Here is a 24661-nt window from a genome sequence, read left to right on the forward strand (position 1 = left end):
ACTCATGGAGCCATTGTGTTTTAATTTTTCAATACAATCTAACAACCGAAATCTTTGTTTGAGTTTAGAAACAAAACTTAAACTCGGCAAATTACTTTCTATAACCAACATCAATCCAGAAAAAACTGTGGATCTTTTTAGTTTTGAAATTGTGGGAACTCTTACTTTTTTGTTCACAAACAAATTTCGCTCTTGGGTAAATTTTCTATTACAAATTACAAGATCAGAAACGTTTTGCACCATTCAATTGTATTGTTTTTAATTTGAATCGATCCATCCACATTTAAGATCCAATTTCTATTTTAGACCTAAAAAACGTATTTTTGGTTTGAATCAATTCAAACCTTTCTAGGTTCCTTTCGAAAAAAAGAAGCCAGTAAAAATAAAATTCCTAATAAAACATAGGCAGTTACGAAAGAATTAACACTAGGTCTAAATTGATTGAGGATATCATTTCCTCTGAGCGAAAAACCGTGGATGAACCCAGCACCTGCAAGAACAGCCGCAATCCAACACGTGATCAAAGCCTTTTTGAAATCCCGATCGATTACAAAAACCGCAATCGAAGCCCAGATCATAGAAGAGATCAAAAATCCTTGTGACAAACTCAAAAGTCCTCCCATAGGATAGGGTAAAAATGGAAGAGAAAGAGGTACATCCGACATCCAAAGATGCGAAGTTTCTTTGACTCCGGCATTTTCCAAAATCCCGACAATCGATCTATCTGCGTAGTTAAAAGTGGACTGAATGAGTAACATTCCCCAACCGGCAAGTGCAGGTAAGGTTCCTATAACTACGGCGGGCGCATGTCTGCTCGGGGTTGCTTCAAATGCTTGGGATCCGATTACAATTCCAATCCAAAGAACGATTGCCATTCCTGCTTCTACAGGAATTAGAGCTTGTATGAAAGCGAGGAGCCCAAACAAGGAGACTAACGTCATAAAAATTCCGTTGAGAGTAGAATAACCGGCTCTTGCACCTAAGGCCTTCCAACCAGGATGACCTATGTAGATTGTAGTTGGAAAAGGAGATCCAAAAAAAGAACCAACTATGGTTCCTACTCCGTTTGCAAGAAGAGAATCTCTTGTGTTAAAAGAATCTCCACAAGCTTCTGCGGATTCTATGTTTTGTAAAGAACCGATCACATTGAAAATTCCCATAGGAATGATTACGGAGAGATATTCCCAAATGTCTGTAAGCCCCAGCGCAGAATATAAATCACCGATCGATAAAACAGGTAAGTAAAATCCAATCTGACTGGTAGAACCCTTTAGCAAAGCCGCATCCATGATCGGATTTCCCCACATTCCAGAACACCAAGCGAGAGTGGTTCCTAAAACTACGGATACAAGCCCACCAGGCAAACGGAACGGAAATACAACTCTTGCAAAATATTGTAGTAAAATTACTCCAAAAGGAAGAAAAGCAATGAGTGGATTTTGAAACGTACGAACCAAAAAATCCATCGAGATAAAAGTGATCGCAATTCCAGATAGAGAAGAAAGCAGAGCCGCTCTTGGAGTCACCTTACGAATTTTTTCAGCGACAAAAGAACCAAACATCTCTATTAATCCTGAAAGAAAACTTGCCACAAGTCCTACCTGCCATGCGGTTTTGTAATCTCCGGTTTTCTTATATACGGGAAGTATAATAAAGAATACAAATGCAAATAAAGAAACCGTATTGATTCCGTAGGGTAGGGCGGTGACGTCAGATCTATTTTCTTTTTTACCAAGACGATACGCTTGCCAAGAATAAAAAAGATTTCCAAGTAAAAGAGAAATTGCGGTTCCGGGAAGAATTACTTTATATATAAAATCTCCAGGAACACCACAGAGTGTAGTTAATAAAAAGGAAAGAACTAAGATCTGAATTAAATTATCGATCATCAGCCCAAAAAATCCGTCTAAATCCCCCGGCATAAACCATTTGAATCGATTCTGGTTCATTGTTTTGACTTACTCCCAAAATTCACTTGAATCACTTTGGACGAATCGCCCTCTTCATTTTTTTTCTTTTCTGAAACTGTTTTTCCACCGGGCAAAAGTTCTTTGAGAATTTCTTGTTCTTTTGTGAAAACTCTCATATTCGTCAAAGCCGTCTGGGTTTTATCAAAATAACGTAATATACAATCCCAAGGAATAAAAACCTCTTCCCAGGTATAACCAAATTGAAGCTCGGCGTAGATCCATTCTTCTCTAGAGTCCAAGTTTTTTACTCCACCCTTAGGTCCAAATACTAGAACGATTCCTACTTCCCGTTCATCTCCCACTAATCCGCGTTTACCGATAACCAATTGAGGATGAGGCAGAGCGTGTAAATAAAAAGTTCCAAATTTTTCACAGTAAAGTTCAAATAGAGAACGTTTGAATTTTCGGAGATTTAGAATTTCTTCTTTTAGATTTTGTTTATCCATTTTGCAGGTTTTGATCGGTATTTGTAGTCTCGTTCAAATAATCCCCGTGGATTTTGTATTCGGGAACCAAAGCCTTAAAAGCCAAAAAAATCTCTCTATCCTTATTAGCTCTAGCCAAGGTTAAAAGTTCATTAAATCTTGCTACAAACGTAGTGGCTTCTTGATTTTCCAAAGGAGCAGCGATTTTGATTTTCGGATGATGTGTTTTTTTAATTCCTTCTAAATCCAATAAGAGTTCTTCAAATAATTTTTCTCCCGGTCTGAGCCCGGTAAACTGAATCGGTATATCTACATGAGGTCTAAGACCACAAAGACGGATCATCTCTTCCGCAAGGTTTAGAATTTTTACGGGCTCTCCCATTTCAAGGATGAAAATTTCCCCACATTCTCCCATACCTCCCGCTTGGAGCACTAGTTGAGTCGCTTCCGGTATCGTCATAAAATAGCGAATTACGTCCGGATGTGTAACCGTAACCGGTCCTCCGTTTGCGATCTGTTCTCTAAATCTAGGAATTACTGAACCGTTAGAACCTAAAACGTTTCCAAATCGTACCGTGATAAACTTGGTTCTTGTTTCTCTGGAAATGTGTTGTAAATACAATTCGGCTGCTCGTTTAGAAGCCCCCATAATATTTACAGGATTGACTGCCTTGTCAGTAGAAATGAGAACAAAACGTTCCACACCCGAAATTCTAGAAATGTCCGCGATGTTCTTTGTTCCAAGCACGTTATTCATCACCGCTTCGGTAGGATTTACTTCCATCATAGGAACGTGTTTGTAAGCCGCGGAGTGAAAGACTACTTCTGGAGAATGTTTTTCAAAAATAGAACTGATTCTAGAAAGGTTTTTAACATCCGCTACGATCGGAACGAGTTCTATATTTTGTCCTTGTAATTTTTTTCCTAATTCATATTCGATTTCGTATAACGGAGTTTCTGCGGAATCTAAAAGAAGAATTCTAGAAGGTTCAAAAACCGCAACCTGTCTACAGAGTTCACTTCCGATTGAACCTCCAGCTCCGGTCACTAAAATGGATTTTCCTTTTAAATAGGAACGAATGGATTCTATTTCTAGGTCCACAACAGGACGACCTAACAGGTCTTCCACTTGAACCTCTCTGAGTTGATTCAATCTAGGAGAATCGAAAAATAAAGAACCCAAAGAAGGAAGGATTTTAAATTTCACGTCCGTATGTTCAAAAGAACGGATCAACCGACTGATGAGTTTCCCGTCCGGATTGCTCATCGCTATGATTACCTGTTTGACTGCGAAACGATTGATGATCTGTTCCGCCTGATCGATCTTAGCTAAAATAGGAATTCCCTGTATATGGGCTCCTATTTTTTGAATGTTATCGTCTAAAAATCCGATCGGATTGAGTTTAAGTTCGTTGTGTCTTCTAATTTCAGAAAGTAAAGTAGCGCCCACTTTTCCCGCGCCTAAGATCAAAGTAGGAAGTCCTTCTTCTTTGGATTTTTTAAGAATATACTGATCTCTAAATACTCTCCAAGAAAAACTACGGATACAAAGAAAACTTAAAAGAAGAAGTGTGTCTAAAACCGGAACCATTCTGGAAAGTTGTTCAAATCGATTATAAAACAAAAGCGCGGTGGTAGAAATAAGAGAAGAAAGAAGGGTGACTTTGATGATTTCCACAAGATCGTGAATGGAAGCGTATACCCAAATCGATCTGTAGATGTCAGATAAAATAAAAACGATTGCTCTTACCGTAATAACAATCGCTAAAGAAATGAAAAATCTTTCCGGTGAAGCAAGAAAAATAAACGACTCAAAGCGAATCCAATGTGCTAAAAAATAAGAAATCCCCATGAAGACCAAATCTAAAGGGAAGATCCACATTCTTCGATTCCATTGAGCGAACATGTAGGAAATAAAATCCGCTTGTTCTTAAAAGTCCAATCTTTTTGAAATAGTTCATTCCTATTTTTAAACGAATCGAAAAATGTGTTGCAGAAATTCTTTTCTTGCCTCACTCCAATAGTAGAATAAATAGGTTTTATATCGGGACAACTTGAAAGAAATTATCATTAACCTCCAAGGAGATCTGGACTTTAAATTAGGAGAGATCATTCTTTCTAAATTGGAAGAACTCTCTGAAGCGCCACGTAAAATTCTTTTAGACGCTTCTGGACTTGAGTCTGCTACCCTAGAAGGCACTTCTATACTCAGTCAACTTCCAGAACGTTTTCCAAATTCTAAATTCGCGATTTGTTCCGTACCAACTGGAATTGAAATTTCTGTAAAAGGCGAAAACAAAATTTCAGTTTTTTCCGATAGGGATTCTGCAAAATTACATCTGACCGCTAATTCCAAAGAAGAGATTTCTTCGTTTATTGAAAATATACTCGTTCACTGTCCTATTTGTTTTCATCTTTTGAAAATTCGAATTTCTGGGAACTACGGTTGTCCTGTTTGCCATTCCAAGTTTTTCGTGACAAAGGATTGGCGCACCTCCGCCTTTGAAAGATTATTATAATATTCTTACATTTCTTCGAAAAATCGGATCGTTTCTAAAACCTCCACCGGAACATTTCCGGCCTGGAAGTAAGGGTTGTATCTTTTTTTGATTCCCGAAACGAGTCTTCTTTTTTTGGCTTCAAAAGAATCCATCGACTCTTTGAGAATAGGATGTTTTTGTAATTCGGTTCTTAGTTGAGGAGAAAAAGGAACGTATCGATTGAGTATATCTCTGGCTACTCGATTGAGTCTGAGTTTTCCAGAGGATTCGAACAGGATCCAATATGAATAATCGGCAGCAAACATGTCTTTCAAATTTTTTCTATATTTCAAAAGTTGTTGATCGATTCCTTTTTTTGCATCGGGGGTAAGGGCTGGGGATTTTCGATAGTTTTCCAGATAAAGATAGTATTCGGAAGTTAGAGAAGGAGGAGAAGAATCTTTCCATTTTCTACCTCGAACCGTTCTTTCGATTTCCCATCTAAATTCTCCTAAAGTCCTTGTAATCGCCAGAGTCATATTCTCATTCAAAATTTGCGGAAACACAAGTCTTCCTCTCGAACTAAGTCCAGAAGTAATCTCTTGTCATAAAACTCCTCTGCTTCCGAACACTGGAAGTATGATACAATCCGGACAAATTTCTTTCATTGCAAGTTCCGGTTTGCCAGGAGTTTGTTCCAGTTCAAAGGAAATTTGTCTGTAAAAAAGATGCTTATCTATTTTATGAACGTGGTCCACGACCGAATTTATTTTTTCGCGCGTGACTAAAAACGCGTCCGTTTCTCCATACATTTGATCTTCGGAAAGAATTGGATAAGCAAGATTTGGATTAGAAGAAACTCCGATCAATCCGTTAAATAATAAATTGCTTAATTCCCAATCTAAAAGATGTAATAGATCTTCGGTTCCGCTTTCTCCTGCGTATTCGTCCGTTCCAGTTTTGCGGACCATAGAAGCACGGACTTGTTCGTAGGATTGTGCGAGATGATTTCTGGAAGGAGTTTTTTTTCCGGAAAGTATTAGTCCCAGCCATTCCGGTAAAAAGTAAACCGCAAGTTTATGATCGGACGGATATGGGTCTTGTGTGTCTTTGATTTTTTCTAGAGTTTCATAGAGTTGAACGATTCTTGTGGGAGAAAGTAAATTCTCGTCCATATAAAAGAAATATAAAAAAAGTAAAACTGGCTTTGGAACCGGAGATATGTCCGATCTATATCTCGCATAACAGGCCGAATAAAGTTCTATAAATGTCTGTATCTCTTCTGGTTTGTGTTCTTTTCGAACTAAACCAGGATGTTCTTTGAATGTTTGTACTCTTCTTTGAATTTCAGATGTACCAGAAGCACTTATAGAACCGTAGTTTAATATCTGAGACAAACTTCCTTGGAATTCATCCGGTAAGGTAGAATCTTCTAAAATTCCGCCTCCCATTTGGATTCCACCCCAAGCTCTCGTTTTTTCAGAATCTTTTTCGGGAGCCGTTTCCACTTGAATGCCTAAATCGTTTCCGTTTAAGCTATAAATCTTTGCGTCAAAACGAATCCAATCTCTATCTTCCCCAGAATACAAAACGTGAATTTTATCTCCTGTAGAAACCGGAAACGAATGATAGAGTTTTTTTGTGAATACTTTTGCATGAATCGATTTTTGTACAAAGTCCGGTCCGGGAGGTCCAGAATACAAAAGACCGGGGAAGGCTTCTTCCCCATCGGTTAAAAATACTACCGGTAGTATTTTTTTTGGATGAGGACCTAGATCGTGCACAAGATGTTGCAATTTTTTGAATATGATTGCGTCTCTCCAAGCGGGAAGTTCTCCTTGATGTGCAAGATAAGTTGCAAGTTCTGGAAGAAATACTTCTTGAAACCAAGAAGAAGACTCAGCAATTTTTTGAAGAACGGAAACTCCGGCGTTATCTAAAAAGGAATGGATTTGAATTACGTCCCTTCCGTGCATGTAGGTAAGAGGTAATTTTTTTAGAATTTTCGCTCTAAGTGCCGCGCGGCGTTCAATAGAATTACGCAATCGTTTTTCTAAATAATATCCTGTAAGTAAAAGTAGGGCTACAAAGATAGTTCCATTGATAACCGGAATCCAAGAAAATTCCGGCCAAATAAGAACTGGACGTGCTTGGGCCAAAAAAAACATGCAAAACTATATAGGCTTCTTTTTTTTAGGGTCAAGCAGGATTCTTAAAACTCTTTTCGAGAATCCTACAATTGAATTCCAAAACTTCGAACGATTCTATCTTAGATCGGATAAAGCGGGGTTTCAACTCTAAAAAGTGAATTTGAATTTGTTTGTATTACTTTTTAAAAGGTTTGTGTGTAAAATTCTATAGTCTTTTCGTAAACTCGTAGTTAGATACCCGTCATAACTTGGTAGTTCCGGTTTCGAATTCCTAAACCTTTTTATATAATTTTTATCTTAATTTCAATGTTTTGATAAAACCGTAAAACATTTTCGATGTGGGAACTCATACAATTTCAATTTACTTTAAAATTCTATTTTTTACTGATCGTGTAAAATATAAGATTTTATGAATTTTGAATTGATCCATTTTTTTACAAAGAATGTTTACATGAAATTAAGATTTAGGAAAGTTTTCTAAAAGTTCTTTATTTTTCAATTTTTGTTCTTTAAGCATTTGGTAATTTTCACTTTTGATCGTTTTAAAGTTTTGAATGATTTTCATTTTCTCCTTCATAAATTCTTTGAGAGGTTCCGCCAACAATTCCTTACCGTTCCAAGATGCTTGTTCCCCTGCTTGAAGATTCAAATCGTTCCCTGAAGAGGGGTGAACCGCAACTTCTCCTTCATTTACAAAAACTCCTTCAGGAATATCTGAATCCTCATTTTTAGGAGCTTTCGTTTTTTCTTCGCTAATTACAAATTGAGTTCCGCGAACTCCGGCGGTGTAAGAGGCGGAACTGATTTCTAGTTCTTCCTTTTTATTAGATTTTTGAACGTTTGTAAATAGTTTACCAGAGACTAAAGTAAGCTTTGCAGTGTTTTTAGAACTATCTGAAAAAAGTTCTGCAATTTCAATTTTTGTAAATGGGGCTATCCTAATTACGGCATTTGCACCTAATTGTAGATCGGCTTTCCCTTCTCCAGTTTCTACTTTTGCGTTTTTTGTTAATATAACGTTTTTCTTAAGTGTTTCCGTTTTCCCCGTTTGAGAATACTGAACCTTTCCGGTTACAAAAAGTACAATTGCGACTTCCTCATCTGCAAAAAGAATTTGAGGTAGTAATAGAAAAAAAACAACAAGGAATAAAACGTTACGAATCATATCCGAAAAATTTACATGGCTTTTTTAAAAAATCTACAATTAATTTTCGAATTGCTTATTCAGAACTAAATAATGTGAGTTCAATATAAGGACATATTTTTCACTAAACAAGAAACTTAAAATCTGTTGTAATCACATTAAATTTTGCAAAAATGTGGGAATACCACGAATTGTAATTTTAAGGATAAATCCTAATGTAGGAACTCATATTTTTTAAAAATTCATTCTTATCTTCATATGCCGAATTCATGTTAAATAACGTAAACGCCAAATATTTTGTTTTGAAATCGTGTTTTGTGATAAAAATTTAAGATACTTAATTTTATAGGATTGGTAAAAGTCGTTTCGTAATCTGAGATTCATTCTTAAAAACTTTCTTTCATTACATTCAACGAAAGAAAGTTACATCATCTTTAGAGGGAAAAAATTCAGCCTTTTCGATTGTTGATTCTGGTTTCAATAACCTGATTTAGAAGATCTGCAAGTTCTTGAAATTCATCTCCTTTTCGAATTTTAATTTTCCGAACTGGATCTTCTCCTGCTGCTAATTTTCTAAGTTGATTTTTGATATTGTAAATAGGACCGGCCATTTTATGAGAATAGAATACAGTAAAGATCGCGGTCATTCCCAAGAACAAACAGGATAAGAATAATATTCCTTTTACTTGAATTGTGAACATGTCTAATTTGTGATCGTAATCTGGAAGAAAAATTTCCCTTTCTACAAACTTTTCTTTTTCTACTCCGTTATGATCTTCAAAACCTTTTTGATACACTTTGATAGGGTCGTTTCTTAAACGAAAAACAACTCCTTTATCAAACTTGGTATAGTTTAACCAGTATAAAAAACCTAACGTTAAAACAAGACCAAAAACGATAAGTAAAGAATAATTCAATAAAAACTTAAATTGGAAATCTCGATCTACGATGTAGTTACTAAAAATTCTTTTTTTACCGGCGTCTTCTTTTGTCATTGCCATGTAATGGGGTCCTCTCGCGAACTAAATATCCCGATTTACCGACTGACTGTCAAAGAGAATTTGTTTTTAGTAGAGTTGAATTACTTCAGAGACGGATTCTCTCTGAATGATAATTTCTTTTTCAAGAGTTTGAATGTACATTGCCTTTTCATCCATATCTACGATTACACCTTCGATTTCTTTTCCATCGATCAAAATAATTTTTTCTAATCTTTGGAAGTCCGTTAGTAACTCTTGTCTGCTTGAATAGGTTCGATATTTATCTCTAGGAATGTTTTCGATCGGTAGTTTTTCGAACTCAGTTTCTAAACGATTCTTTTCAGAATCGTTCAAATGGCTGCGAACAAAACCTTTTTGATTTACGAAAATTCCCTGATTTGGCTCCAGAACTTGTTCACCTTCTGGAGCTGATTTTTGAGATTCTACGTGAGTACTGACTGCTATTCGACCTTCTAAAACTTCTACTTTGGTCCCTTGTCCGGGAACATTTTGAAAACTGAAACTTGTGCCCCGTACTTCCGCGCTTAAATTTTCAGAACGAACTATAAATTCTTCTTTTTTAAGATTTTTATGAATATGTGCTAATAATTCTCCTTTTTCTAAATCGATTCCAATTTTGTAATGTGTGGAAAGATCGATTAATCGAAAGGAAACTTCCGAATCGGAAAGTATTCTCACTACAATTCCATCGGACACTTTTAAATTTAAAATGGCTCCGGAACCAGTGATTACTCTCTGACCTTCTTGGATTCGTACTCCTGGTTTTAAAAGAATTTTGTCATTTGGATCGGAGGAGGTGAGGTAGGCCTCTCCTTCTACTTGTGAAATTTCTACGCCTCCTTTTTCAACTCCGAGAGAGGGGTTATCCTTAAGAATAGAATAATACCCTAATGTGATTGTAAAAAGAAATATCGCCGCCGCCGAAATTCCCCAAACGAATTTGTTTTTTGTAAAATATGAAAAGGAAAATACTTTAGAAGAATCTACGTTGTTGGCCTTGGCATAAAGAGATTCAAAATCCGATTTCTTGGGTGAATATTCTACCCAAGAATTGCTTAAACCTTTAGATAACCATTCTATGGAAGGACTAAGATCATTTTGTTTTCCTTCAAAAAGAATTTCTTGAATCTTTTGTTCCCTTTTCATTCCCTTTTTTTATTCCCTTTTTATTTAAACTCTACGATTAGGGTTTCAAATTCTTTTTTTCTGCGATTTCGGTCACTTTCGCTGTCGCTTTGACGATTAGACGAGAAGCTGTCGATACCGATATATTCATAATTTCTGCTATGGTAGTCAGATTGTAGTCCTCCATAAATCGAAGAATCAAGGCATATTTTTCGTCTTCTTCAAGTTCATCCAAACAGACTAATAGACGTTCTTCTAAATCCTTTAGTTCTGCCTTCCTGACAAAAGAAAGTTTTTGTTCCTGAAACTCCTGCATTTCGGAATTTCCACTTTCCTTTACCGTGGAAAACTTCCGGGAATAATTGATGGAGCGGTTCCGAGCGATCGTATAAAGCAAACGGATCGCTTGTTCCTGGTCTATATCTGTATCGGAATATTTCCTGAAAAAATTCAGAAATGTATCCTGCATCAGATCCATCGCAATTTCAGGATTCCCGGAACTATATTTATAGAGAAAATCAAAGATTTTTCCACTGTACTCTCGATAGAGAGCATCCATAAAATCTTTCCGAGCAGTCATTGGAACTAAGTTGAAATTGCGAAACCCGATTTCAAGTAAATTCCTTTGTCTTTACTTCTATTTCTATGCTAACAGGATGAGTGTTCATTTTTTGCAAAATATAGTTTTTTTTTTAAAAGGATAGTATATTTTTTTGTCTCTATCATTTTGCCACTTTTCTGAATTCAAAAGAGAATTTGAGATTGTTATTTTGTATTTTGGAGACCTTTAAATTAAGGTTTCGTCTTACAAAAGAATCAATCCATAATTTCTTGCATTAAAAGATAAATTTTTCGCAAAACTATAATTAGGTTACGGACATAATCGACTCATTTCATTGTTACAGATCTTTGTAATATCTTGTCTTTTAGATAGGTTTTTCTGTTTGGTGTTTTATTTTTGAATTTTAAATTAATGTGAGTTTTTTGGTGTAGGGAGAAAATTTCGTGCTAAAAACGTCAGACCGCATATTGAATCGATTTTTCAGAAAAAAGGACAAATAACGATATTTCAGTTATAGGTTTATTTCCTGAAAAAATTTAGATTTGAATTTTGCAGATCGATTCCTAAAATGTGGGAACTATCACAAATCACGATTTTACGGACAAATTCTAAAATTGTAAGAACTCATACTTTAAAAAATTCTTTCTTATTTTCTTACGCAGAACTTACGTTAAATATGGATCTGATGTTGGGATTTCCAATTCCTTTTCGAAGACAAACTCAAAAGCATTTTTGGATTTATTTTTTGTTCTTACAAAAATCATCTATTACACAAAATACCAAGTTCGGCCCGAATAAAGTTGCAATGGTCGTAGTAGAGAATTTAAAAATTATTATTTGATAGAAATAAAAAAGAATCTGAAATCCGAATTTCCAAAATCATACTACAAAGGATCTCAAAAAGTCTTTCCACCTGATCTTCCGGAGGCTTTCTATCCGACGAACATAGTGGTCACTCCAGTGAACGATTTAGGTAATATTTATTTTGCTGGCCATCGCATCTTCCTTTCTTCAGCTCTTGCTGAAGAGTCGGTGTGACTTCAAGACATTTCGGATCGTCACGTAAGAATTATATTTCACAAAGCGGCACTCGGGGTAATCGATACGTTCACTGGAAAAGTGTTGCAATATAAGAATCCTATGCCAATTGTTTGATCGTGGGTTGCATGTTTACGTTTCTTTTTGTAAAGGATGTATTGAGTATAATGTGTAAAGTATGTATGGATACGTTCATTTTATCATCCCAGAAATGAGACATAAGATACAAAAGAGGAAGTAGAATTATCGTCACATTAGAAATTCATTTTATAATAATGAAGTAATTCATTTCGTATTAATGAATCCGGTTTTTTGCCTAAGAAATCTAAATATTTATGGCAAAAACTAAACCAATATCACAATCACACAATGATCAACAGATATTAAAGATCATTGAAACCTTTAAAGAAGCTCAAACTAACGCACTTCAAAAGCTCGCAAGTAGGGAAGACAACGAATTTAAACCCGGAAGCCTAAACTGGTGGTCGGGGAAAGTTGGCTCTATCATTCAAAACGCCTCCGAGATCCGAGACAGATTTCAGCGTGGGCAATTCGCATTAAAAACCTTCGACGACGATGCGGCCATTCAAGCCATCGGGAACAATATCAAAACTTCAGCGCGGAAGAACTTGGAGGAAATCATTCGGATTTCTGTGACCATGTATTATCAGTTTTGCATAGATACAGATGAGATAAAAAACAAAGGAAAACGATAATGGAAACAACACTAACATTAGGCGAATTGATTGAGCTTAGGATGCTGGTTGGATTTAGAATCAGTCAACTCCAATACGAAATCGAATTTTTTGAGAAAGAGCAAAGATGCCTTGGGATGGTGGAGTGTCACAAGCGGGATATAATAACAATTGAGTCTATCAAATCTAAATTAGAAAAGATGGAAGTAGTGGCCTAAGACAAACCCATGAACGAATTCCAAATCATGTTTATCATTTCTCGTTCAAACGGATCTCATGAGCATTCGTTCAGAGTGGTTTCGAAATCTCTTCTGGGTGCTAAACAAAAGGCATCCAGAATTTTTAAGAAAACGAACTCGCTGGAGATAACAGCTATTGAGATTTTCGACATGTTAAAAAACTGCGTAGCTCACAAATTCATTGAATCAAAAAAATGGAGTTCGTTCGCATGAGAGTTTCCAAGCTCGTCGTCAAAAGACGGAAAAAAAACGCCTCTTTGCTTAGAAGGGGAACTGATTTAACTCTCAACGAAGATTACATTCACCTAAGAGACGGCTCTCTTTGGGTTGCATCTTGGGCTTGGCCTACTCGTTGTTTTCCAATTACACTACAAGGCGCAAAACAATTTTTAAGAGATGGGCGTGAGGTTTTTCTATGAAAATCAAAACAATTGAATTTAGTCACGGTCCTGTTTCGATTTACGCGCATTCGTTCGAGTCTGAAAATATAACGATGCACGTGAAGGAATTCTTATCAACCTTCAAACTGTTTCAAACTTTAACTCACGAATTGAGTCCCGGGATCGGAAGGGTTACGATTTGCTCAACGGATCAGAGCGTTATTCCATTTGAGCATTCTGATAAAATCGGAACACTGCATTTGCACTTCTCAAACGGACGAAATTCGATCGATCAGGACGTAGTCCTGTCCGCTCTCCAAAACCCTGAGAAAAAAATCGCGGTGAATCGATTGATAAACGCAATTCGAAACCTCATTCAACTTAACAAACCGGAGTTCGTTTCCGCATGAAATATTCTAAATATCTAATTTGTTTTTTCGTCGGAATGGCCGTTGCGTTTTTTCTTTCGTTTTTGATTGAGGCATTGAATCCGGAACCGCACGACGGTGCACTTTTGTTTACTTCGTTTTCTTGGTATTTGTCGGTATTCATCACTGGCGTGTTCATATTTTGGGTAGGAAAGGGCAAATGAAAGACTTTATAGACGAACTGAATAGCGAACTCAAAGTAAAAGGACTTCCGGAAGTAAAGCCCGGAAGCCAAACGCACATCAAAACATGTTCCAAGTGCGGAAGAGCCACGACAGTTCTGTATCAAATGAATCGTTGTAGAATCTGTATCACCGCAGGATTTCGGGATCTTCGTTTAACATTAGGAAGCAGTCGTTTTTTGTAATATACAATGAGACATAAAGAGGTATGGGTATGATGATTACAATATTTTTAAGCATAGTGCTGGGCGCGTTAGTCGCTCTTTTTGCGATTTTTTTATCTGAAGAGAATCGGGATCGGAAGTTTCGAAAGCTAATCAAACCAGATGGCTTTTTTTTACCACCTCTTACTTTAGAAGGGGTTTCGGATCAGACGTTAGAACATTTAGCCGATACCGCTATAGAAAAAATTGCAGCTTCGCCTGAAGACACTTCTAAGAAGCTGGAGGGTTTTCTTAAGTCTCTTAAATTTCACGAAAGAATACTTGATAATATCTTTTGTGATAAGTTTGGTTCGGTGGATCATTGTGTCATAGGAAACGCATTAGAGGACTTAATGGAGAAAATCGAATCACGGATTCGTGTATTACAAAAAGAGGAATCAAATGGAACTCCTCTTAATTGAAATCGTAGGTTCTCTTTTCGCATTCGGCCTTTTCTATCTCGATAACCTTGCAAACCGAAGAGAGACCTCGAAGTGAATAAGAAGACGAAAGACGTTCTTGAAGCTCACCTTGCCGGATTTCTCGACGAGACACTAAAAGGTATTCGGAGTGTTGCCCAAAAAGAAATCTTTAATAAAGAGACCCAAGAACTAAACGGACTTCCTCAAACAACTGAAATGGAGCCATGCGAATTTTGCGGAACCGTAAAGTCGAAGGGAATGGTTTGCCTACCTTCCAATACAAATTGCAGGAGGCGACGCAATGCCTAAGATTTTAAGAACCGTAGAGTTCTGCGAAGATGTGAAGACGATGACGCGTAACGGACATTCCAAAAGAGATACGGCGAAAAAACTCGCAAAAAAATACCTCGGACCGAATGGAAAGATTTCAACGAAGACGATTCGAATCGCGTTAGAAGAGGGTCCGCTTGCACCAAAGGAACCTAAGTTATGATTTTAGATTTAAAAGAAGCGAAACGAGCCTTGCAAGCCATATCGGCCAACTCGGAAGCAGGAACAAAGTTTAGAATATCTTTTTCCAATTCGAAAGCCAATATACTCCATTCACAAAACGTATTGAAAATTCCTTCTTGGCTTCCGTCCGGAGATTACTCAGTAGAAGTTTTCCAAGTGTCGGAAGAAGAAGAAAGCCCACGCTCTGCATTTGAATTCAGACTACCAAACAAGAATCAAATACAACCCGAAGAGGCCGTCCAAGAAACTCCAAACAGTTTACAAAATACGAATATTCTGGATGGGAATATTCCCGTTTCCGCACTCAACGCTTTATTGGCCCTTAGAAAAGAAGATCAAAAGGAAATCGATCAAAGGAGGGAATCCGATCGACTGATCTGGGAAACAAAGATTGCGTCTCTAATTGATAGCCACAAAAACGAAATCGAGAGAATCAAAGAATCGTATAGAAACGAAATCGAACGACTGAATTCAACCCACAAGTTTGAACTGGCACTAACCCAAGGGAATCTAAACAAACTCGAAGAGGCTAAAGAGCAACTTACGAAATCAATCGAAAGCAGATTGAGAAAAGAACAAAAAATAGTAATCCCCGAACCTGCTTCGAGTTTCGACGTAAATATGATCATTCAACTACTGAGCCACCCGTTGGCTTCGACTTTCATGTCAAAAATATTCGGGGTAGAAATACCGTCTGTTCCCGCTCTGGCCGGGAACCCTCAAGCCTTGCAATCAGTCATTTCGGAAGTCATGGGTATGCTCGGATCGGGAGAGGATTCGGACGCGCTTTCTAAATTATTAAACAGGGGGACTGAATGAAGAGTCAAGAAAGAGAAATCCAGGAATTGAAGTATAAGATTTCACTAATAAAGGAAATCTTTCATCTGATATTCCCAAAAGTCGAGTCGTATTTAAGTTCAAAGGATCGTGAACTTATCAAAGCCGCGCTCATAAAAATAGGAGAATAAAAAGATGAATCGAATAGTTGCGATCAACCTAATCTGCGACGACGGGTCTATGATCGTTTTAAAGGTTTCTGAGATGACAATCATCGATAAAAAGATGATTGAGATCATTCAGAAAAACGCCGCCTCGGGGGAGAACATCAAAGAAGTTCAAGAGCAACTTGAACAAGCGTTAGGAGCTAATCCTGGTTAGATGAGCCACGCTTACTACTACGACTCGAAGCGAGATAAGCGAGAACCGCCTAAACCTCGTTATACCCCGAAGGGAGACGGCAAGGACTGGAGTCGAGAACTCTACGCAACGTTTCGAGGGACTGTAATTCCTCCGGAGAATTACAAACCGGAGTGGAAAAAAATCGACTGCCTTGGTAGTGAGCCTGTAAATCCCGAGCCGGTAGGCGAGAAGCATTCAAAAAAACTAAAGGAGTAAAAAAAGACAATGGGTATTTACCAAAACGGAGCGGTTGAAATCAACCCTTCCACAGACGAAACAAAGATCCCTCGGATTCAGATAAAACTTATGGAGGGAAGCGGAAACTACTCGTTTACGATTTCTGAATCTAAGTTTCAACTTTTAGAGAAAGCAATTCTCGAAAAAAATTTGTTCAAACCGATTCCGAACGAACTGATTCCGATCGACAACGAACAAGAAGAGAGCGGAACCGATTTGGGCTCTCTCGAAGTAGACTAAAGGAGGCTAACGCATGAGTAACACATTAGGATTTATGCAAGCGAAGTTGGATAAAGAAGGAAACGAATTTTTCAACTTGGAAATCAATCTTCCTTTTTCTCCGAAAATGGAATTCTTTGTCGGAAAAAACGCAAAGAAAAATTCTCCGGAAGCAAACGACAACGCACCCGACTACTTAGTTTACTACGCAAAGAATCGGGTGGGCGCCGTTTGGAAAAAAACCTCAAAGAATGGATCTAAGGAGTATCTTTCTTGCGAAATAGTCGCGCCGCTTTCCTTACAAGGCAAGCTGAATTTTGCGTTATTTCCGGATCGAGAAACGGAAGGACGGTTCAACGTTTCCTATTCCGAACCAACTGAGAAGAAACCAACCGAGGAAGAGGTTCCTTACTGATGAGAAACAGGCTTTATTTTGTGGCTGGGAAGCTAAGGGGATAAAGCAACACCATAGGCAGGCCGGGGGACGGGAACGTCCTCCGGTTTTTTTTGTGTCCGGCATTCCGCCGGAGGCGAGGGGGGTTAGTAAATACCCCCTTGCTAACTTAATTTAATAAATCCAAAACAATTAAAGGTAAGAATATGAATTCTTTAAATCAAAGTCCTTCTTTGGCGGCCATATCTGTTCCCGAAAACCTAAAACTTCCGTTTGTGGATTGGTTGTCCTTTTCAATCGAGTATTCGGAAAAAGCCTGGGAATGGATTCGTAACGTATTTGGAGAGCCTCAAATCGAGGAAAAAGGATCGAATACCGGACACACCCATAGATTCCGCGCTCCGGGGGATGTATTCGGTGCGTTTTCTCCAGAAAGGAAAAGTCAGAAAATTTACATTTCACTTTCTTCCAAAGCGTTGTTTTCGTTTCGCTCTTCTTCTCTCGGATTGAATAGATTGATTTCCGAAGTAATCAAGTTAAACGGGCGATTCACTCGAATCGATTTAGCCTTAGATGATTATGAAGGCCATTTGAACCTACCTCATATCTATGAAATGCTAAACCGAAAGCATGTAGCGACGCGGTTCCGTGGATTTAGTAAATTCGAAGCTCCTGTAAATTTAGTCGAGACTGGAAGTCTATTCAAAGATCATAAAATAGGTCGTCACGGATATACAATTTATATCGGAGCGTTTCGAGGAAGTAATACGTTTGTCCGAATCTATGACAAGAAAAAGCAGGTTGGTCCGGAATGCGTCTGGCCGGTCTGGAATCGGTTAGAATTTCAGCTTACTCACCAAGCCGCGGATCAGTATTGTAACCCAACTTGGAATGTAGTTCCGGAGACCGGAGAAATCACAAACTCGAATGAAAGATTTCCAGATCCCAGGAGAGCAAAATTTGAAGATAGAAGTTTTCCTAAAACTGCATTTTACTATTTAAAATTTTTAGAACCGACCTACGTTCAGAAAAAAAATGATTTAAATCATTACTATTTATCTGAAAAGCAAAAACATTTCTGGGTTCCTTGCAGTTGGTGGACAAATTTTTTAAAAACGTCGGAAGGACAATCGATCGGACTTCCTAAAAATGAATCTGGATTGCAAAATATTGATAACTGGTTAAGAACTCAAGCCTCCGGAGCCGCGTATCTTCTAACCGAATTCTATGGTGATGAATATTTGAACGATTTTCTCAAAGACGGTAAGGAAAAATTTGAAAAAAATAAAAAATACCAAACAATTCTGAAAGAAGAGAGAGAAAAGCGAGAAAAAGTAATGCAAACTCGCTTCAACGAGGTTCCGTTTTAATCAAAACGGAACTTTAGTGAAACCTTCCTGAAACCTTAGTGCTACTTTAACGGGACTTTAGTAAAACCTTAATGAAACTTTACTAAAACTTTAGTGAAACATTTAGTAAATTAAAGTCCCGTCATATTCCTTTCATTCGGTAAATACTCTTAAAATTCACATTTTCTATTTGTATCCGCGAATTCTTTTAAGAAGCAGAAAATAAATCGGCGAAATTTATTTTTTCGAAAACGAAACATTAGCGAAACCTTAAAAAATAAAGGTCTTGTGCTTTTTTGAAAGTGGGTTCTGGAATCTTTTTTGTGATTCCAAATGACTTAAAAGAAATTATCCAGAAACTTCCGAAGAAGGATCAAGAGTCCTTCGAACTCATATTCAAATTGTTTGAAAAAGATCCTTCTCTTGGAGTGATCCGCTCAACCCTCGTTCCGTTGGGATCATATCAAGATACAGTTGAGGACGTTTTTCGAATCGCTTACTCATATCCGCAAGACTTAGGCGAGTATTTACACAAAAGCATTTTTGAATTGTATAACTTCATTCGGTCTCTTCCGTATTGTGCCGACCCTCCGGGGCTCGAAACAGTCAGTCGTTTTAAATTTACAAGACTTCCCTGGTTTCCGATCCGGGACTGTGACGACAAAACGATTCCGATTTTGTCGTGGGCGATCTTTCATAACGTGCCTTGTCGTGCAGTCGTTTGCGGACAGGCTGAAAAGCCTCATCACATTTACCCGGAAGTATTTCTAAACGGACATTGGTATACAGTTGATGCAACATATTCAAATCGATGCTCGTTCGGACAAAAATTATACGGAGAAAAGTTCCGAGAAGAGTTCTTCCTCAAAGACTTTGAAAAAAAATTCAAAAAATGAAACTTTAGCAGAACTTTAGTGAAACATTAGAAATGACTAAAGGAGTTTTACCCCGAAATATTCTGTACTTTTGATTTCGTCGGTGTTAGTCTATCGAAAGAGAAATCAATATGACGTTTCGATATACTTTAGAAGGTGATCAAAGAACGGAGCTTCCGGAAGACGTAGTTCTTTTACGTGTAAAAGGAAAGTATATTCCTACAGACGATCTTGGAAACGGAATCTTAAACGGAGACTTTTATGTTGAAGAGTTAGACTATCATTCTCCTTCGAGAGCACAACTTTCCGGAGAGGAAAACTCGGTGATTCCGGTTCGACTCGGAACGTTGTATCACGATGACGCGATGTCGATCGCTTTATCCGGCGACGAGCTTGGAATGTTTGGAATGGCGCGGCTCTTCGGTCGTGGTTTTAGACTTCCTTCTTTCGGACGCCTTCCATCGTTTCGCGGAATGAAAATCAATACGAGTGGACTTTCCAAAGGATTGAAAGGCGCGACAAGATCGATTCAAAAAGCAGGAAAGGACGTTTTAAAGACTGGACAGAAAGCGCTTAAAGACTACGGAAAGACATTACAAAAAAGTGTTAAAGACGTAGGTAAATTTGCAGGCAAAGCGTTAGAGGCGGTTCCGGACGTATTACAAGCTGTCGGCCAAGGACAGGGAGCAAGCCAGGAAGGTGGAGAAGAGGAACAACCGGAGGAAATGCCTGACGAATCAGGACAAGTTTCAGAAGAATCTTTTTCCGAAGAAAATCCCGGTCCTGCGTATGATGAATCTGGTTTCGGCGACTCATTAAACGGAGAACTCGGTTTTTTTCAAGCCGCAATGGCCGCGGCTCCGATGATTACCAATACTCTCAGTCAGTTTTCAAACATTCAAAATCAAAGAACACAAGCCAAAAGCCAGGCACGAGCAAACTCGATTAGCTCACTCGCTCAACTTTTGCAACCCGCGAATCGTGCACCTGTAAGAAAAGCGGTTCCTGCACAGAATAGAAATTTTTCTAATCCCGCGCTTTCAAAAACTTCCGAAGGGAAGTTCGCTTTAACGTATAGTTCGAGTCGAGGCGGGAGCGGAGAGGGACCACCTGCACCAAATCCAAACGGAAACGATGACAAGAAAGACGATAAGATGCTTCTTTATGCCGGAGGCGGCCTCGCGGCCATTATCGTTCTTGTAGTCGTTCTGAATAACATGAAAGGAAAGAAGTAGATGGCTAAGAAAAGTTCTAAGTCAAAACGCAAAACGACAAAACGTAAAACTACAAAGCGTCGGGTAACTACGAAGAAGAAGTTTTCTGGTTTGAAGTTGATTACGAAACGATACGAATCAACGAAAAAACCGAAACTTCACAAGTATCCGAAAAAACCTTCTCACAACGCGACCAATGACGATAAAGAGAAGTATCTCGAAAAGAGAAACGAAGCGCATTCAAAAAATCTAAAGCTCATCAAAGAGTGGCAAGAAAACGTCACGAGAGCTAACGCACTGAATAAGGAGATCTACGGTGGCTAAGAAAAAAGGTTCTTTTATAGACACATTGAAAGAGGGTTTTAACGGCGATACACTCATCGGAGCGGGGATAACCGTTTCGGCAATGGCCCTTAGTTATTTAGGACAAAACTTTGTGCCGGAATCAATGGACACAAAGAAAAAAGCTCGCCCTATCTTCATTCCGATCCTGGTCGCGCTGATCTCTGCATTTCTTCCCAAAAAGGAATTCAAGATCTACGGAATCATCGGAGCGGCGGTCATGCTCATGTTTGGAATTCTTCGCGCGCTTGACGAAGAGAAAGCCAAAGACAAACGGATCACCGGCAAAATCTTCGGACTCGATACCTTAGGCGGGGATCCGAACGAAAAACGAATGGTATTCAATAATTTGAATGAAGTCGGACAGTTCATCCAGGCTACACAGTCTCAAGTTTCCGGATCCGACGGAACAGTATACGATTTCGTTCCCCTTGCGGACCAAACGGTCCACGGGGATGAGAACGGTCTCTATGGAGACGACGGCCTTTCCGGAGATGACGGACTTTATGGGGACGATGATCTTTCCGGAGACGAAGGCGGCCTCTACGGAGACGAACCGGTGCGCGAATATGCGGGCGGACTGATTTAGAATTTTAGAATATACGCAATTTTAGGAGAATTTGCAATGAGAAGAACACTCACAAAAAGAACATACGGAATTGATCCTACAACCAGGAAACGAGTTGTTACGGGAGCAAGAAAACTACCGTTTTACAACCAAACTCTTAGGACCACTGCGATCTTAAAGAGTGGTGTAATGGAATACAACCTCTTCAAAAAAGAAGAACCTGCGTATCTTCGGAATTACACCGGAGAGAAAAACCCGTTTCCGAACGGAGAAGGGGAGTTCATCGCTGTAACGGCCCGTTTCTTAGCTCCGGATCAATCCACGATCACGTTTAACAACGCAACGGTAGCGGTTTTGAAAGGGTTGTCGATGATTCAAAATTCCGGTTCGTTCACGATGAAAATCGGGGACGAAATCGTCGCGAAGGATCTTCTTTCGGTGATCATGTCGCCGATTCCTTGGCTCGTTCTTCCGTTTGTAAAAGGAAATCCAAACGACGTCGTGTTTCCTCCTCCTGGAGTGATTCATTTCGAACCTCAATCGGGTTGGATGGAACGATCGAAACAAAAGATGGTCTCTTTCAAAACTCCTCTACCTGTGACGTCTCAGGAAGGTGTCGATTTGATCATCAAAATCGACAAGGATCCTTCGATCCCACTTCCTCCAGAAATCGACAACTATCTCTTAGAGTTCCAAACTCCCGCAAACATCTTTTTGAAGAGTGTTAGCGTAGAGAGATAGATTTAAGACCTAAAACCAATGAATCAAAAATCCGGATCACGACGGTCCGGATTTTTTAAAGGAACATTAGAAAATGCTTACGTTTGATTTAGTCGTATCCGGAGTTACTCAAAAACAAATCGAGGCAAGCTCGAACGTGTTTACCGATGCGTTTACAATCGCCAACAGTTTCGGAAGAACTCTGAAGGTAAAAGCGATTCAGATAAAATACAAAAAAGAACTCAAAACGGCGCAAATCAAAATTTCTCAGAACGGGGATTCCACTCCGTTTGTCAAAGAAACCCAACTCTCACAGTTGGGAAGCTCGCATGACGCAGAAATCGGCTTCAAACTATTTCCGGTGAATTTGACCTTCACGCATCAATCGAATGTCAGTATAGAGTTAAAACCCGCGGGAGTCGTTATTGACAAGGATGACGTTTCGGTATCCCTTTTTTGCGATTACGTCAGAGCCGCCGCACCTGCCAAAAAATAATAGGACAGGTCAGGTATGGAGATTTTTGTTTTTAAAAAGATTGTTTATTCGGTTCGGAATATTTTAAACCCTCCGGATTCTTCGGTCCTTTTAGAAAAAAATCTTCCTAAGAGCGCGTATAACGTCCCAGGAGAGCAGTATTTTACGATCGGAGCTTTCGACGTAAGTTCTTTAAAAACTCCTACAATCACGGGAATCCTTGCGACTCTGGCACAAAATTATTCCAAAGTTAGGCGCTCCTATCTTCCGGCGACAACTCTCCATTTTTTTTCTGTGAGTGATCGAAGCCTTTATTCTGTTCTTTCCAAATTTACCGATTCCGAATTTTCAAATTCGGATTTCAAGTTGGATGACAGACCCGTTCCGACGCTTTCAACTCTAAAGGATGAATCCTTTTCTTTGAACTTTAATAAAAACGATGTCGCTTTAAAAAATGTAGTCTCTTACAAAACGTATGGTCCTGATTATACGTTTCTTTTTGCACCTCGTCACAACCCGGTTCGTTCTATTTTTGATAACATAACCAAGTTTTGGTCGGTATCGTTTACCGATTATTTAGAATCGAAAGTGAAGGTTGAAATTCCTTCTCAAACAAAATACGTTCTTATCTTTCCGGATGCTTCCGCTCCAACTCCAATTTCTAAAACTCAAACGAAATCGGACATTTCTTTGCAAACTCTCGTAACGTTGAATATCAGCGAGGGAACCTAAATGGCTTGGTCAGAAACAGAACCGGGACAGTGGTCAAGTGATTCCGGCCTTCTCCTTGAAAATCGGCCCGGCATCGGTCCCTACGTTTATTCGGAAGAACTCGAGGACGAGATTCCGGATTCAGGTTTGCCTCTTGCGGATTTTTTCAAGAATCCGCTTCTTTCAGTCGTTACCGTCGATCCGGATACCGGAAAACTCCCGGTTTCTCTCATGCCTCCGATTGCGATTACGGATCTTTTTCCCGTCAATTCCCAGGCGGAAATGTTAGGTCTTTCTGCACAAAAAGGGGATCTTGCAATCCGAAACGATTTACCGGGCGCACCCGCTTTTATTCTTACAGGAGACGATTCCACTTACTTAGGCAACTGGAAAGAAATTACGGTCCGTTATATTTCCTGGAATCACATTCAAGGCGTTCCCTCTCAGTTTCCTCCGGCGGATCACAATCACAATCTCCTTTATTATCTGAAATCAGAAATCGATTCTGCTTTATCACAAAAACGGAATACTGGAAACATTCCCGCGATCGAAATTACGGAAGATACAAATCACAGATTTGCAACCGATACCGAAAAAACAAAATGGAACACTTCTGCCGATTGGCCGAATATTCAAAACAAACCTACGGCGTTTCCTCCAACGAATCACAATCACAACACGGATTACTATACAAAGCCCGAGCTTGATTCGGCTTTATCACAAAAACGGAATACTGGAAATATTCCAGCGACCGATGTCATAGAGGATTCTTTTCATCGATTTGTGACCGACGCGCAAATAGCCACATGGAATTCCGGTGGTTCGTCTGCTGGTGGTTTCGATGTTGGCGATGTGAAGACGTCCGCTCGAAATACTCCTCCGACCGGTTGGCTCCAAGCGAACGGTCAAACGATCGGAAACTTAAGTTCCGGTGCGAACCGAGTAGGAGCAGAATACCAAAACCTTTATATTCTACTTTGGAATGATTGGTCGAATACCGTTCTTCCAATTCAAAATTCAACCGGTTCCGCGACGGTTCGGGGAGTAAGTGCAATCGCTGATTGGGACGCCGGCAAACGTCTACCGATTCCAAACATGGCCGGTAGAACTGCGATCGGTTCCGGAACTGGAACGGGACTTACTCCGAGAGCAGTAGGGGAAACGTTCGGAGAAGAGGCCCATACGCTTACACTTCCTGAGATTCCAAATCATGATCACGGTGGTGGGGTTCACAACCATCAAATCTATCGAGCTAATTTTACGATGTCCGGCGGTGGGATCAGTATCGCTGTTGGCTATTCCTCAACCTCGACGACGGGTACGCGCAATTCAGCGGCGATCATCCAAGCGCAAGGCGCCGGATTGCCCCATAACAACATTCAGCCGTCTTTAGTCTTAAACTATTTTATTAAATATTAAGA

31 protein-coding genes and 2 pseudogenes are annotated in these 24661 nt (G+C 39.1%); 25 read left to right on the plus strand and 8 right to left on the minus strand.

Annotated elements, in window-relative coordinates:
- Positions 1 to 338: 338 nt before the first annotated feature.
- The 3 genes from LEP1GSC059_RS10110 to LEP1GSC059_RS10120 are packed head-to-tail and all read right to left on the minus strand — an operon-like array spanning position 339 to position 4301.
- Positions 339 to 1949: a hypothetical protein gene (locus LEP1GSC059_RS10110; protein WP_002179964.1), complete on the minus strand. Its 1611-nt coding sequence runs from the start codon at positions 1947 to 1949 to the stop codon at positions 339 to 341.
- Positions 1946 to 2416: a hypothetical protein gene (locus LEP1GSC059_RS10115; protein ID WP_017213374.1), complete on the minus strand. Its 471-nt coding sequence runs from the start codon at positions 2414 to 2416 to the stop codon at positions 1946 to 1948. The genes LEP1GSC059_RS10110 and LEP1GSC059_RS10115 overlap by 4 nt, the downstream gene beginning before the upstream one ends.
- Positions 2409 to 4301: a polysaccharide biosynthesis protein gene (locus LEP1GSC059_RS10120; RefSeq protein ID WP_002179684.1), complete on the minus strand. Its 1893-nt coding sequence runs from the start codon at positions 4299 to 4301 to the stop codon at positions 2409 to 2411. Before LEP1GSC059_RS10120 ends, LEP1GSC059_RS10115 begins: the two co-directional genes overlap by 8 nt.
- A gap of 148 nt (positions 4302 to 4449) precedes the next feature.
- On the opposite strand from LEP1GSC059_RS10120, the gene LEP1GSC059_RS10125 reads away from it, so the two are divergent.
- The gene (locus LEP1GSC059_RS10125; RefSeq protein WP_002180002.1) at positions 4450 to 4914 is read left to right on the plus strand and encodes a hypothetical protein; all 465 of its coding nucleotides are present in this window, start codon (positions 4450 to 4452) and stop codon (positions 4912 to 4914) included.
- A 5-nt stretch (positions 4915 to 4919) separates the two neighbouring features.
- Here LEP1GSC059_RS10125 and LEP1GSC059_RS10130 read toward each other — a convergent pair.
- The 5 genes and pseudogenes from LEP1GSC059_RS10130 to LEP1GSC059_RS10150 form a co-directional block, all read right to left on the minus strand.
- A pseudogene (locus tag LEP1GSC059_RS10130) lies at positions 4920 to 7043 on the minus strand (hypothetical protein).
- Between the two features lie 439 nt (positions 7044 to 7482).
- A complete protein-coding gene (locus tag LEP1GSC059_RS10135) occupies positions 7483 to 8190 on the minus strand; it encodes a FecR family protein (protein WP_017213370.1) in 708 nt (235 codons plus the stop codon).
- 428 nt (positions 8191 to 8618) lie between these two features.
- Positions 8619 to 9170, minus strand: a complete 552-nt coding sequence (locus LEP1GSC059_RS10140; RefSeq protein ID WP_002179724.1) for a HAMP domain-containing protein — start codon at positions 9168 to 9170, stop codon at positions 8619 to 8621.
- A gap of 66 nt (positions 9171 to 9236) precedes the next feature.
- Complete coding sequence (locus tag LEP1GSC059_RS10145) at positions 9237 to 10316, minus strand: FecR family protein (RefSeq protein WP_017213369.1); 1080 nt, start codon at positions 10314 to 10316, stop codon at positions 9237 to 9239.
- 37 nt (positions 10317 to 10353) lie between these two features.
- Positions 10354 to 10854 (minus strand): RNA polymerase sigma factor, encoded by a 501-nt coding sequence (locus tag LEP1GSC059_RS10150; protein WP_001971886.1) that lies wholly within the window; start codon positions 10852 to 10854, stop codon positions 10354 to 10356.
- Between the two features lie 861 nt (positions 10855 to 11715).
- On the opposite strand from LEP1GSC059_RS10150, the pseudogene LEP1GSC059_RS24860 reads away from it, so the two are divergent.
- From LEP1GSC059_RS24860 to LEP1GSC059_RS10280, 24 genes and pseudogenes are all read left to right on the plus strand, one after another.
- Positions 11716 to 12012, plus strand: a pseudogene (locus tag LEP1GSC059_RS24860) (IS481 family transposase); the annotation flags it as partial.
- 218 nt (positions 12013 to 12230) lie between these two features.
- Entirely contained in the window at positions 12231 to 12611 is a 381-nt protein-coding gene (locus LEP1GSC059_RS10165; protein WP_017213367.1) for a hypothetical protein, read from the plus strand.
- Complete coding sequence (locus LEP1GSC059_RS10170; RefSeq protein WP_017213366.1) at positions 12611 to 12808, plus strand: hypothetical protein; 198 nt, start codon at positions 12611 to 12613, stop codon at positions 12806 to 12808. Before LEP1GSC059_RS10165 ends, LEP1GSC059_RS10170 begins: the two co-directional genes overlap by 1 nt.
- Positions 12809 to 13038: 230 nt before the next feature.
- Positions 13039 to 13248 (plus strand): hypothetical protein, encoded by a 210-nt coding sequence (locus LEP1GSC059_RS10180; protein ID WP_017213364.1) that lies wholly within the window; start codon positions 13039 to 13041, stop codon positions 13246 to 13248.
- Positions 13245 to 13619 (plus strand): hypothetical protein, encoded by a 375-nt coding sequence (locus tag LEP1GSC059_RS10185; RefSeq protein WP_017213363.1) that lies wholly within the window; start codon positions 13245 to 13247, stop codon positions 13617 to 13619. The genes LEP1GSC059_RS10180 and LEP1GSC059_RS10185 overlap by 4 nt, the downstream gene beginning before the upstream one ends.
- On the plus strand, positions 13616 to 13801 hold the full coding sequence (locus LEP1GSC059_RS10190) for a hypothetical protein (protein WP_017213362.1): 186 nt from the start codon (positions 13616 to 13618) through the stop codon (positions 13799 to 13801). Before LEP1GSC059_RS10185 ends, LEP1GSC059_RS10190 begins: the two co-directional genes overlap by 4 nt.
- The gene (locus tag LEP1GSC059_RS10195; protein WP_017213361.1) at positions 13798 to 14004 is read left to right on the plus strand and encodes a hypothetical protein; all 207 of its coding nucleotides are present in this window, start codon (positions 13798 to 13800) and stop codon (positions 14002 to 14004) included. Before LEP1GSC059_RS10190 ends, LEP1GSC059_RS10195 begins: the two co-directional genes overlap by 4 nt.
- A 29-nt stretch (positions 14005 to 14033) precedes the next feature.
- A complete protein-coding gene (locus LEP1GSC059_RS10200; protein WP_155243426.1) occupies positions 14034 to 14444 on the plus strand; it encodes a hypothetical protein in 411 nt (136 codons plus the stop codon).
- A gap of 72 nt (positions 14445 to 14516) precedes the next feature.
- A complete protein-coding gene (locus LEP1GSC059_RS10205; RefSeq protein ID WP_017213359.1) occupies positions 14517 to 14753 on the plus strand; it encodes a hypothetical protein in 237 nt (78 codons plus the stop codon).
- A complete protein-coding gene (locus tag LEP1GSC059_RS10210; protein WP_001124228.1) occupies positions 14746 to 14937 on the plus strand; it encodes a hypothetical protein in 192 nt (63 codons plus the stop codon). Before LEP1GSC059_RS10205 ends, LEP1GSC059_RS10210 begins: the two co-directional genes overlap by 8 nt.
- A complete protein-coding gene (locus tag LEP1GSC059_RS10215) occupies positions 14934 to 15776 on the plus strand; it encodes a hypothetical protein (RefSeq protein WP_017213358.1) in 843 nt (280 codons plus the stop codon). The genes LEP1GSC059_RS10210 and LEP1GSC059_RS10215 overlap by 4 nt, the downstream gene beginning before the upstream one ends.
- A gap of 153 nt (positions 15777 to 15929) precedes the next feature.
- Positions 15930 to 16115: a hypothetical protein gene (locus LEP1GSC059_RS10220; RefSeq protein ID WP_017213357.1), complete on the plus strand. Its 186-nt coding sequence runs from the start codon at positions 15930 to 15932 to the stop codon at positions 16113 to 16115.
- Positions 16116 to 16352 (plus strand): hypothetical protein, encoded by a 237-nt coding sequence (locus LEP1GSC059_RS10225; protein WP_017213356.1) that lies wholly within the window; start codon positions 16116 to 16118, stop codon positions 16350 to 16352. It begins immediately after the preceding gene.
- 9 nt (positions 16353 to 16361) lie between these two features.
- The gene (locus tag LEP1GSC059_RS10230) at positions 16362 to 16613 is read left to right on the plus strand and encodes a hypothetical protein (protein WP_017213355.1); all 252 of its coding nucleotides are present in this window, start codon (positions 16362 to 16364) and stop codon (positions 16611 to 16613) included.
- 13 nt (positions 16614 to 16626) lie between these two features.
- On the plus strand, positions 16627 to 17007 hold the full coding sequence (locus tag LEP1GSC059_RS10235; protein ID WP_020980650.1) for a DUF736 family protein: 381 nt from the start codon (positions 16627 to 16629) through the stop codon (positions 17005 to 17007).
- Positions 17008 to 17192: 185 nt separating this feature from the next.
- A complete protein-coding gene (locus tag LEP1GSC059_RS10240; RefSeq protein WP_020980675.1) occupies positions 17193 to 18356 on the plus strand; it encodes a replication initiation factor domain-containing protein in 1164 nt (387 codons plus the stop codon).
- 302 nt (positions 18357 to 18658) lie between these two features.
- Positions 18659 to 19231 carry a hypothetical protein gene (locus LEP1GSC059_RS10245; RefSeq protein ID WP_036057434.1) on the plus strand — a complete coding sequence of 191 codons (573 nt, stop codon included), beginning with the start codon at positions 18659 to 18661 and terminating at the stop codon, positions 19229 to 19231.
- A 110-nt stretch (positions 19232 to 19341) separates the two neighbouring features.
- Positions 19342 to 20445 carry a hypothetical protein gene (locus tag LEP1GSC059_RS10250; RefSeq protein WP_017213350.1) on the plus strand — a complete coding sequence of 368 codons (1104 nt, stop codon included), beginning with the start codon at positions 19342 to 19344 and terminating at the stop codon, positions 20443 to 20445.
- A complete protein-coding gene (locus tag LEP1GSC059_RS10255; protein WP_017213349.1) occupies positions 20446 to 20748 on the plus strand; it encodes a hypothetical protein in 303 nt (100 codons plus the stop codon).
- Positions 20741 to 21355 carry a hypothetical protein gene (locus LEP1GSC059_RS10260; RefSeq protein ID WP_017213348.1) on the plus strand — a complete coding sequence of 205 codons (615 nt, stop codon included), beginning with the start codon at positions 20741 to 20743 and terminating at the stop codon, positions 21353 to 21355. The genes LEP1GSC059_RS10255 and LEP1GSC059_RS10260 overlap by 8 nt, the downstream gene beginning before the upstream one ends.
- Before the next feature lie 36 nt (positions 21356 to 21391).
- Positions 21392 to 22075 carry a hypothetical protein gene (locus LEP1GSC059_RS10265; RefSeq protein ID WP_017213347.1) on the plus strand — a complete coding sequence of 228 codons (684 nt, stop codon included), beginning with the start codon at positions 21392 to 21394 and terminating at the stop codon, positions 22073 to 22075.
- A gap of 73 nt (positions 22076 to 22148) precedes the next feature.
- Positions 22149 to 22550, plus strand: coding sequence for a hypothetical protein (locus tag LEP1GSC059_RS10270; RefSeq protein ID WP_017213346.1), 402 nt, complete (start codon positions 22149 to 22151; stop codon positions 22548 to 22550).
- 15 nt (positions 22551 to 22565) lie between these two features.
- Positions 22566 to 23261 (plus strand): hypothetical protein, encoded by a 696-nt coding sequence (locus tag LEP1GSC059_RS10275; protein WP_017213345.1) that lies wholly within the window; start codon positions 22566 to 22568, stop codon positions 23259 to 23261.
- On the plus strand, positions 23262 to 24659 hold the full coding sequence (locus LEP1GSC059_RS10280; RefSeq protein ID WP_017213344.1) for a phage tail protein: 1398 nt from the start codon (positions 23262 to 23264) through the stop codon (positions 24657 to 24659). It abuts the gene before it with no gap.
- Positions 24660 to 24661: the final 2 nt, after the last annotated feature.

This window comes from Leptospira noguchii serovar Panama str. CZ214, from assembly GCF_000306255.2.
In the GTDB taxonomy this organism is placed as follows: Bacteria; Spirochaetota; Leptospiria; order Leptospirales; family Leptospiraceae; genus Leptospira; species Leptospira noguchii.

Excerpts from the sequence above, each read along its gene's own strand:
- LEP1GSC059_RS10110 (WP_002179964.1), bottom strand. The coding sequence starts at position 1,949 with ATGAACCAGAATCGATTCAAATGGTTTATGCCGGGGGATTTAGACGGA.
- LEP1GSC059_RS10115 (WP_017213374.1), bottom strand. The coding sequence starts at position 2,416 with ATGGATAAACAAAATCTAAAAGAAGAAATTCTAAATCTCCGAAAATTC.
- LEP1GSC059_RS10120 (WP_002179684.1), bottom strand. The coding sequence starts at position 4,301 with ATGTTCGCTCAATGGAATCGAAGAATGTGGATCTTCCCTTTAGATTTG.
- LEP1GSC059_RS10135 (WP_017213370.1), bottom strand. The coding sequence starts at position 8,190 with ATGATTCGTAACGTTTTATTCCTTGTTGTTTTTTTTCTATTACTACCT.
- LEP1GSC059_RS10140 (WP_002179724.1), bottom strand. The coding sequence starts at position 9,170 with ATGGCAATGACAAAAGAAGACGCCGGTAAAAAAAGAATTTTTAGTAAC.
- LEP1GSC059_RS10145 (WP_017213369.1), bottom strand. The coding sequence starts at position 10,316 with ATGAAAAGGGAACAAAAGATTCAAGAAATTCTTTTTGAAGGAAAACAA.
- LEP1GSC059_RS10150 (WP_001971886.1), bottom strand. The coding sequence starts at position 10,854 with ATGGATGCTCTCTATCGAGAGTACAGTGGAAAAATCTTTGATTTTCTC.
- LEP1GSC059_RS10165 (WP_017213367.1), top strand. The coding sequence starts at position 12,231 with ATGGCAAAAACTAAACCAATATCACAATCACACAATGATCAACAGATA.
- LEP1GSC059_RS10170 (WP_017213366.1), top strand. The coding sequence starts at position 12,611 with ATGGAAACAACACTAACATTAGGCGAATTGATTGAGCTTAGGATGCTG.
- LEP1GSC059_RS10180 (WP_017213364.1), top strand. The coding sequence starts at position 13,039 with ATGAGAGTTTCCAAGCTCGTCGTCAAAAGACGGAAAAAAAACGCCTCT.
- LEP1GSC059_RS10185 (WP_017213363.1), top strand. The coding sequence starts at position 13,245 with ATGAAAATCAAAACAATTGAATTTAGTCACGGTCCTGTTTCGATTTAC.
- LEP1GSC059_RS10190 (WP_017213362.1), top strand. The coding sequence starts at position 13,616 with ATGAAATATTCTAAATATCTAATTTGTTTTTTCGTCGGAATGGCCGTT.
- LEP1GSC059_RS10195 (WP_017213361.1), top strand. The coding sequence starts at position 13,798 with ATGAAAGACTTTATAGACGAACTGAATAGCGAACTCAAAGTAAAAGGA.
- LEP1GSC059_RS10200 (WP_155243426.1), top strand. The coding sequence starts at position 14,034 with ATGATGATTACAATATTTTTAAGCATAGTGCTGGGCGCGTTAGTCGCT.
- LEP1GSC059_RS10210 (WP_001124228.1), top strand. The coding sequence starts at position 14,746 with ATGCCTAAGATTTTAAGAACCGTAGAGTTCTGCGAAGATGTGAAGACG.
- LEP1GSC059_RS10215 (WP_017213358.1), top strand. The coding sequence starts at position 14,934 with ATGATTTTAGATTTAAAAGAAGCGAAACGAGCCTTGCAAGCCATATCG.
- LEP1GSC059_RS10220 (WP_017213357.1), top strand. The coding sequence starts at position 15,930 with ATGAATCGAATAGTTGCGATCAACCTAATCTGCGACGACGGGTCTATG.
- LEP1GSC059_RS10225 (WP_017213356.1), top strand. The coding sequence starts at position 16,116 with ATGAGCCACGCTTACTACTACGACTCGAAGCGAGATAAGCGAGAACCG.
- LEP1GSC059_RS10230 (WP_017213355.1), top strand. The coding sequence starts at position 16,362 with ATGGGTATTTACCAAAACGGAGCGGTTGAAATCAACCCTTCCACAGAC.
- LEP1GSC059_RS10235 (WP_020980650.1), top strand. The coding sequence starts at position 16,627 with ATGAGTAACACATTAGGATTTATGCAAGCGAAGTTGGATAAAGAAGGA.
- LEP1GSC059_RS10240 (WP_020980675.1), top strand. The coding sequence starts at position 17,193 with ATGAATTCTTTAAATCAAAGTCCTTCTTTGGCGGCCATATCTGTTCCC.
- LEP1GSC059_RS10250 (WP_017213350.1), top strand. The coding sequence starts at position 19,342 with ATGACGTTTCGATATACTTTAGAAGGTGATCAAAGAACGGAGCTTCCG.
- LEP1GSC059_RS10255 (WP_017213349.1), top strand. The coding sequence starts at position 20,446 with ATGGCTAAGAAAAGTTCTAAGTCAAAACGCAAAACGACAAAACGTAAA.
- LEP1GSC059_RS10265 (WP_017213347.1), top strand. The coding sequence starts at position 21,392 with ATGAGAAGAACACTCACAAAAAGAACATACGGAATTGATCCTACAACC.
- LEP1GSC059_RS10270 (WP_017213346.1), top strand. The coding sequence starts at position 22,149 with ATGCTTACGTTTGATTTAGTCGTATCCGGAGTTACTCAAAAACAAATC.
- LEP1GSC059_RS10275 (WP_017213345.1), top strand. The coding sequence starts at position 22,566 with ATGGAGATTTTTGTTTTTAAAAAGATTGTTTATTCGGTTCGGAATATT.
- LEP1GSC059_RS10280 (WP_017213344.1), top strand. The coding sequence starts at position 23,262 with ATGGCTTGGTCAGAAACAGAACCGGGACAGTGGTCAAGTGATTCCGGC.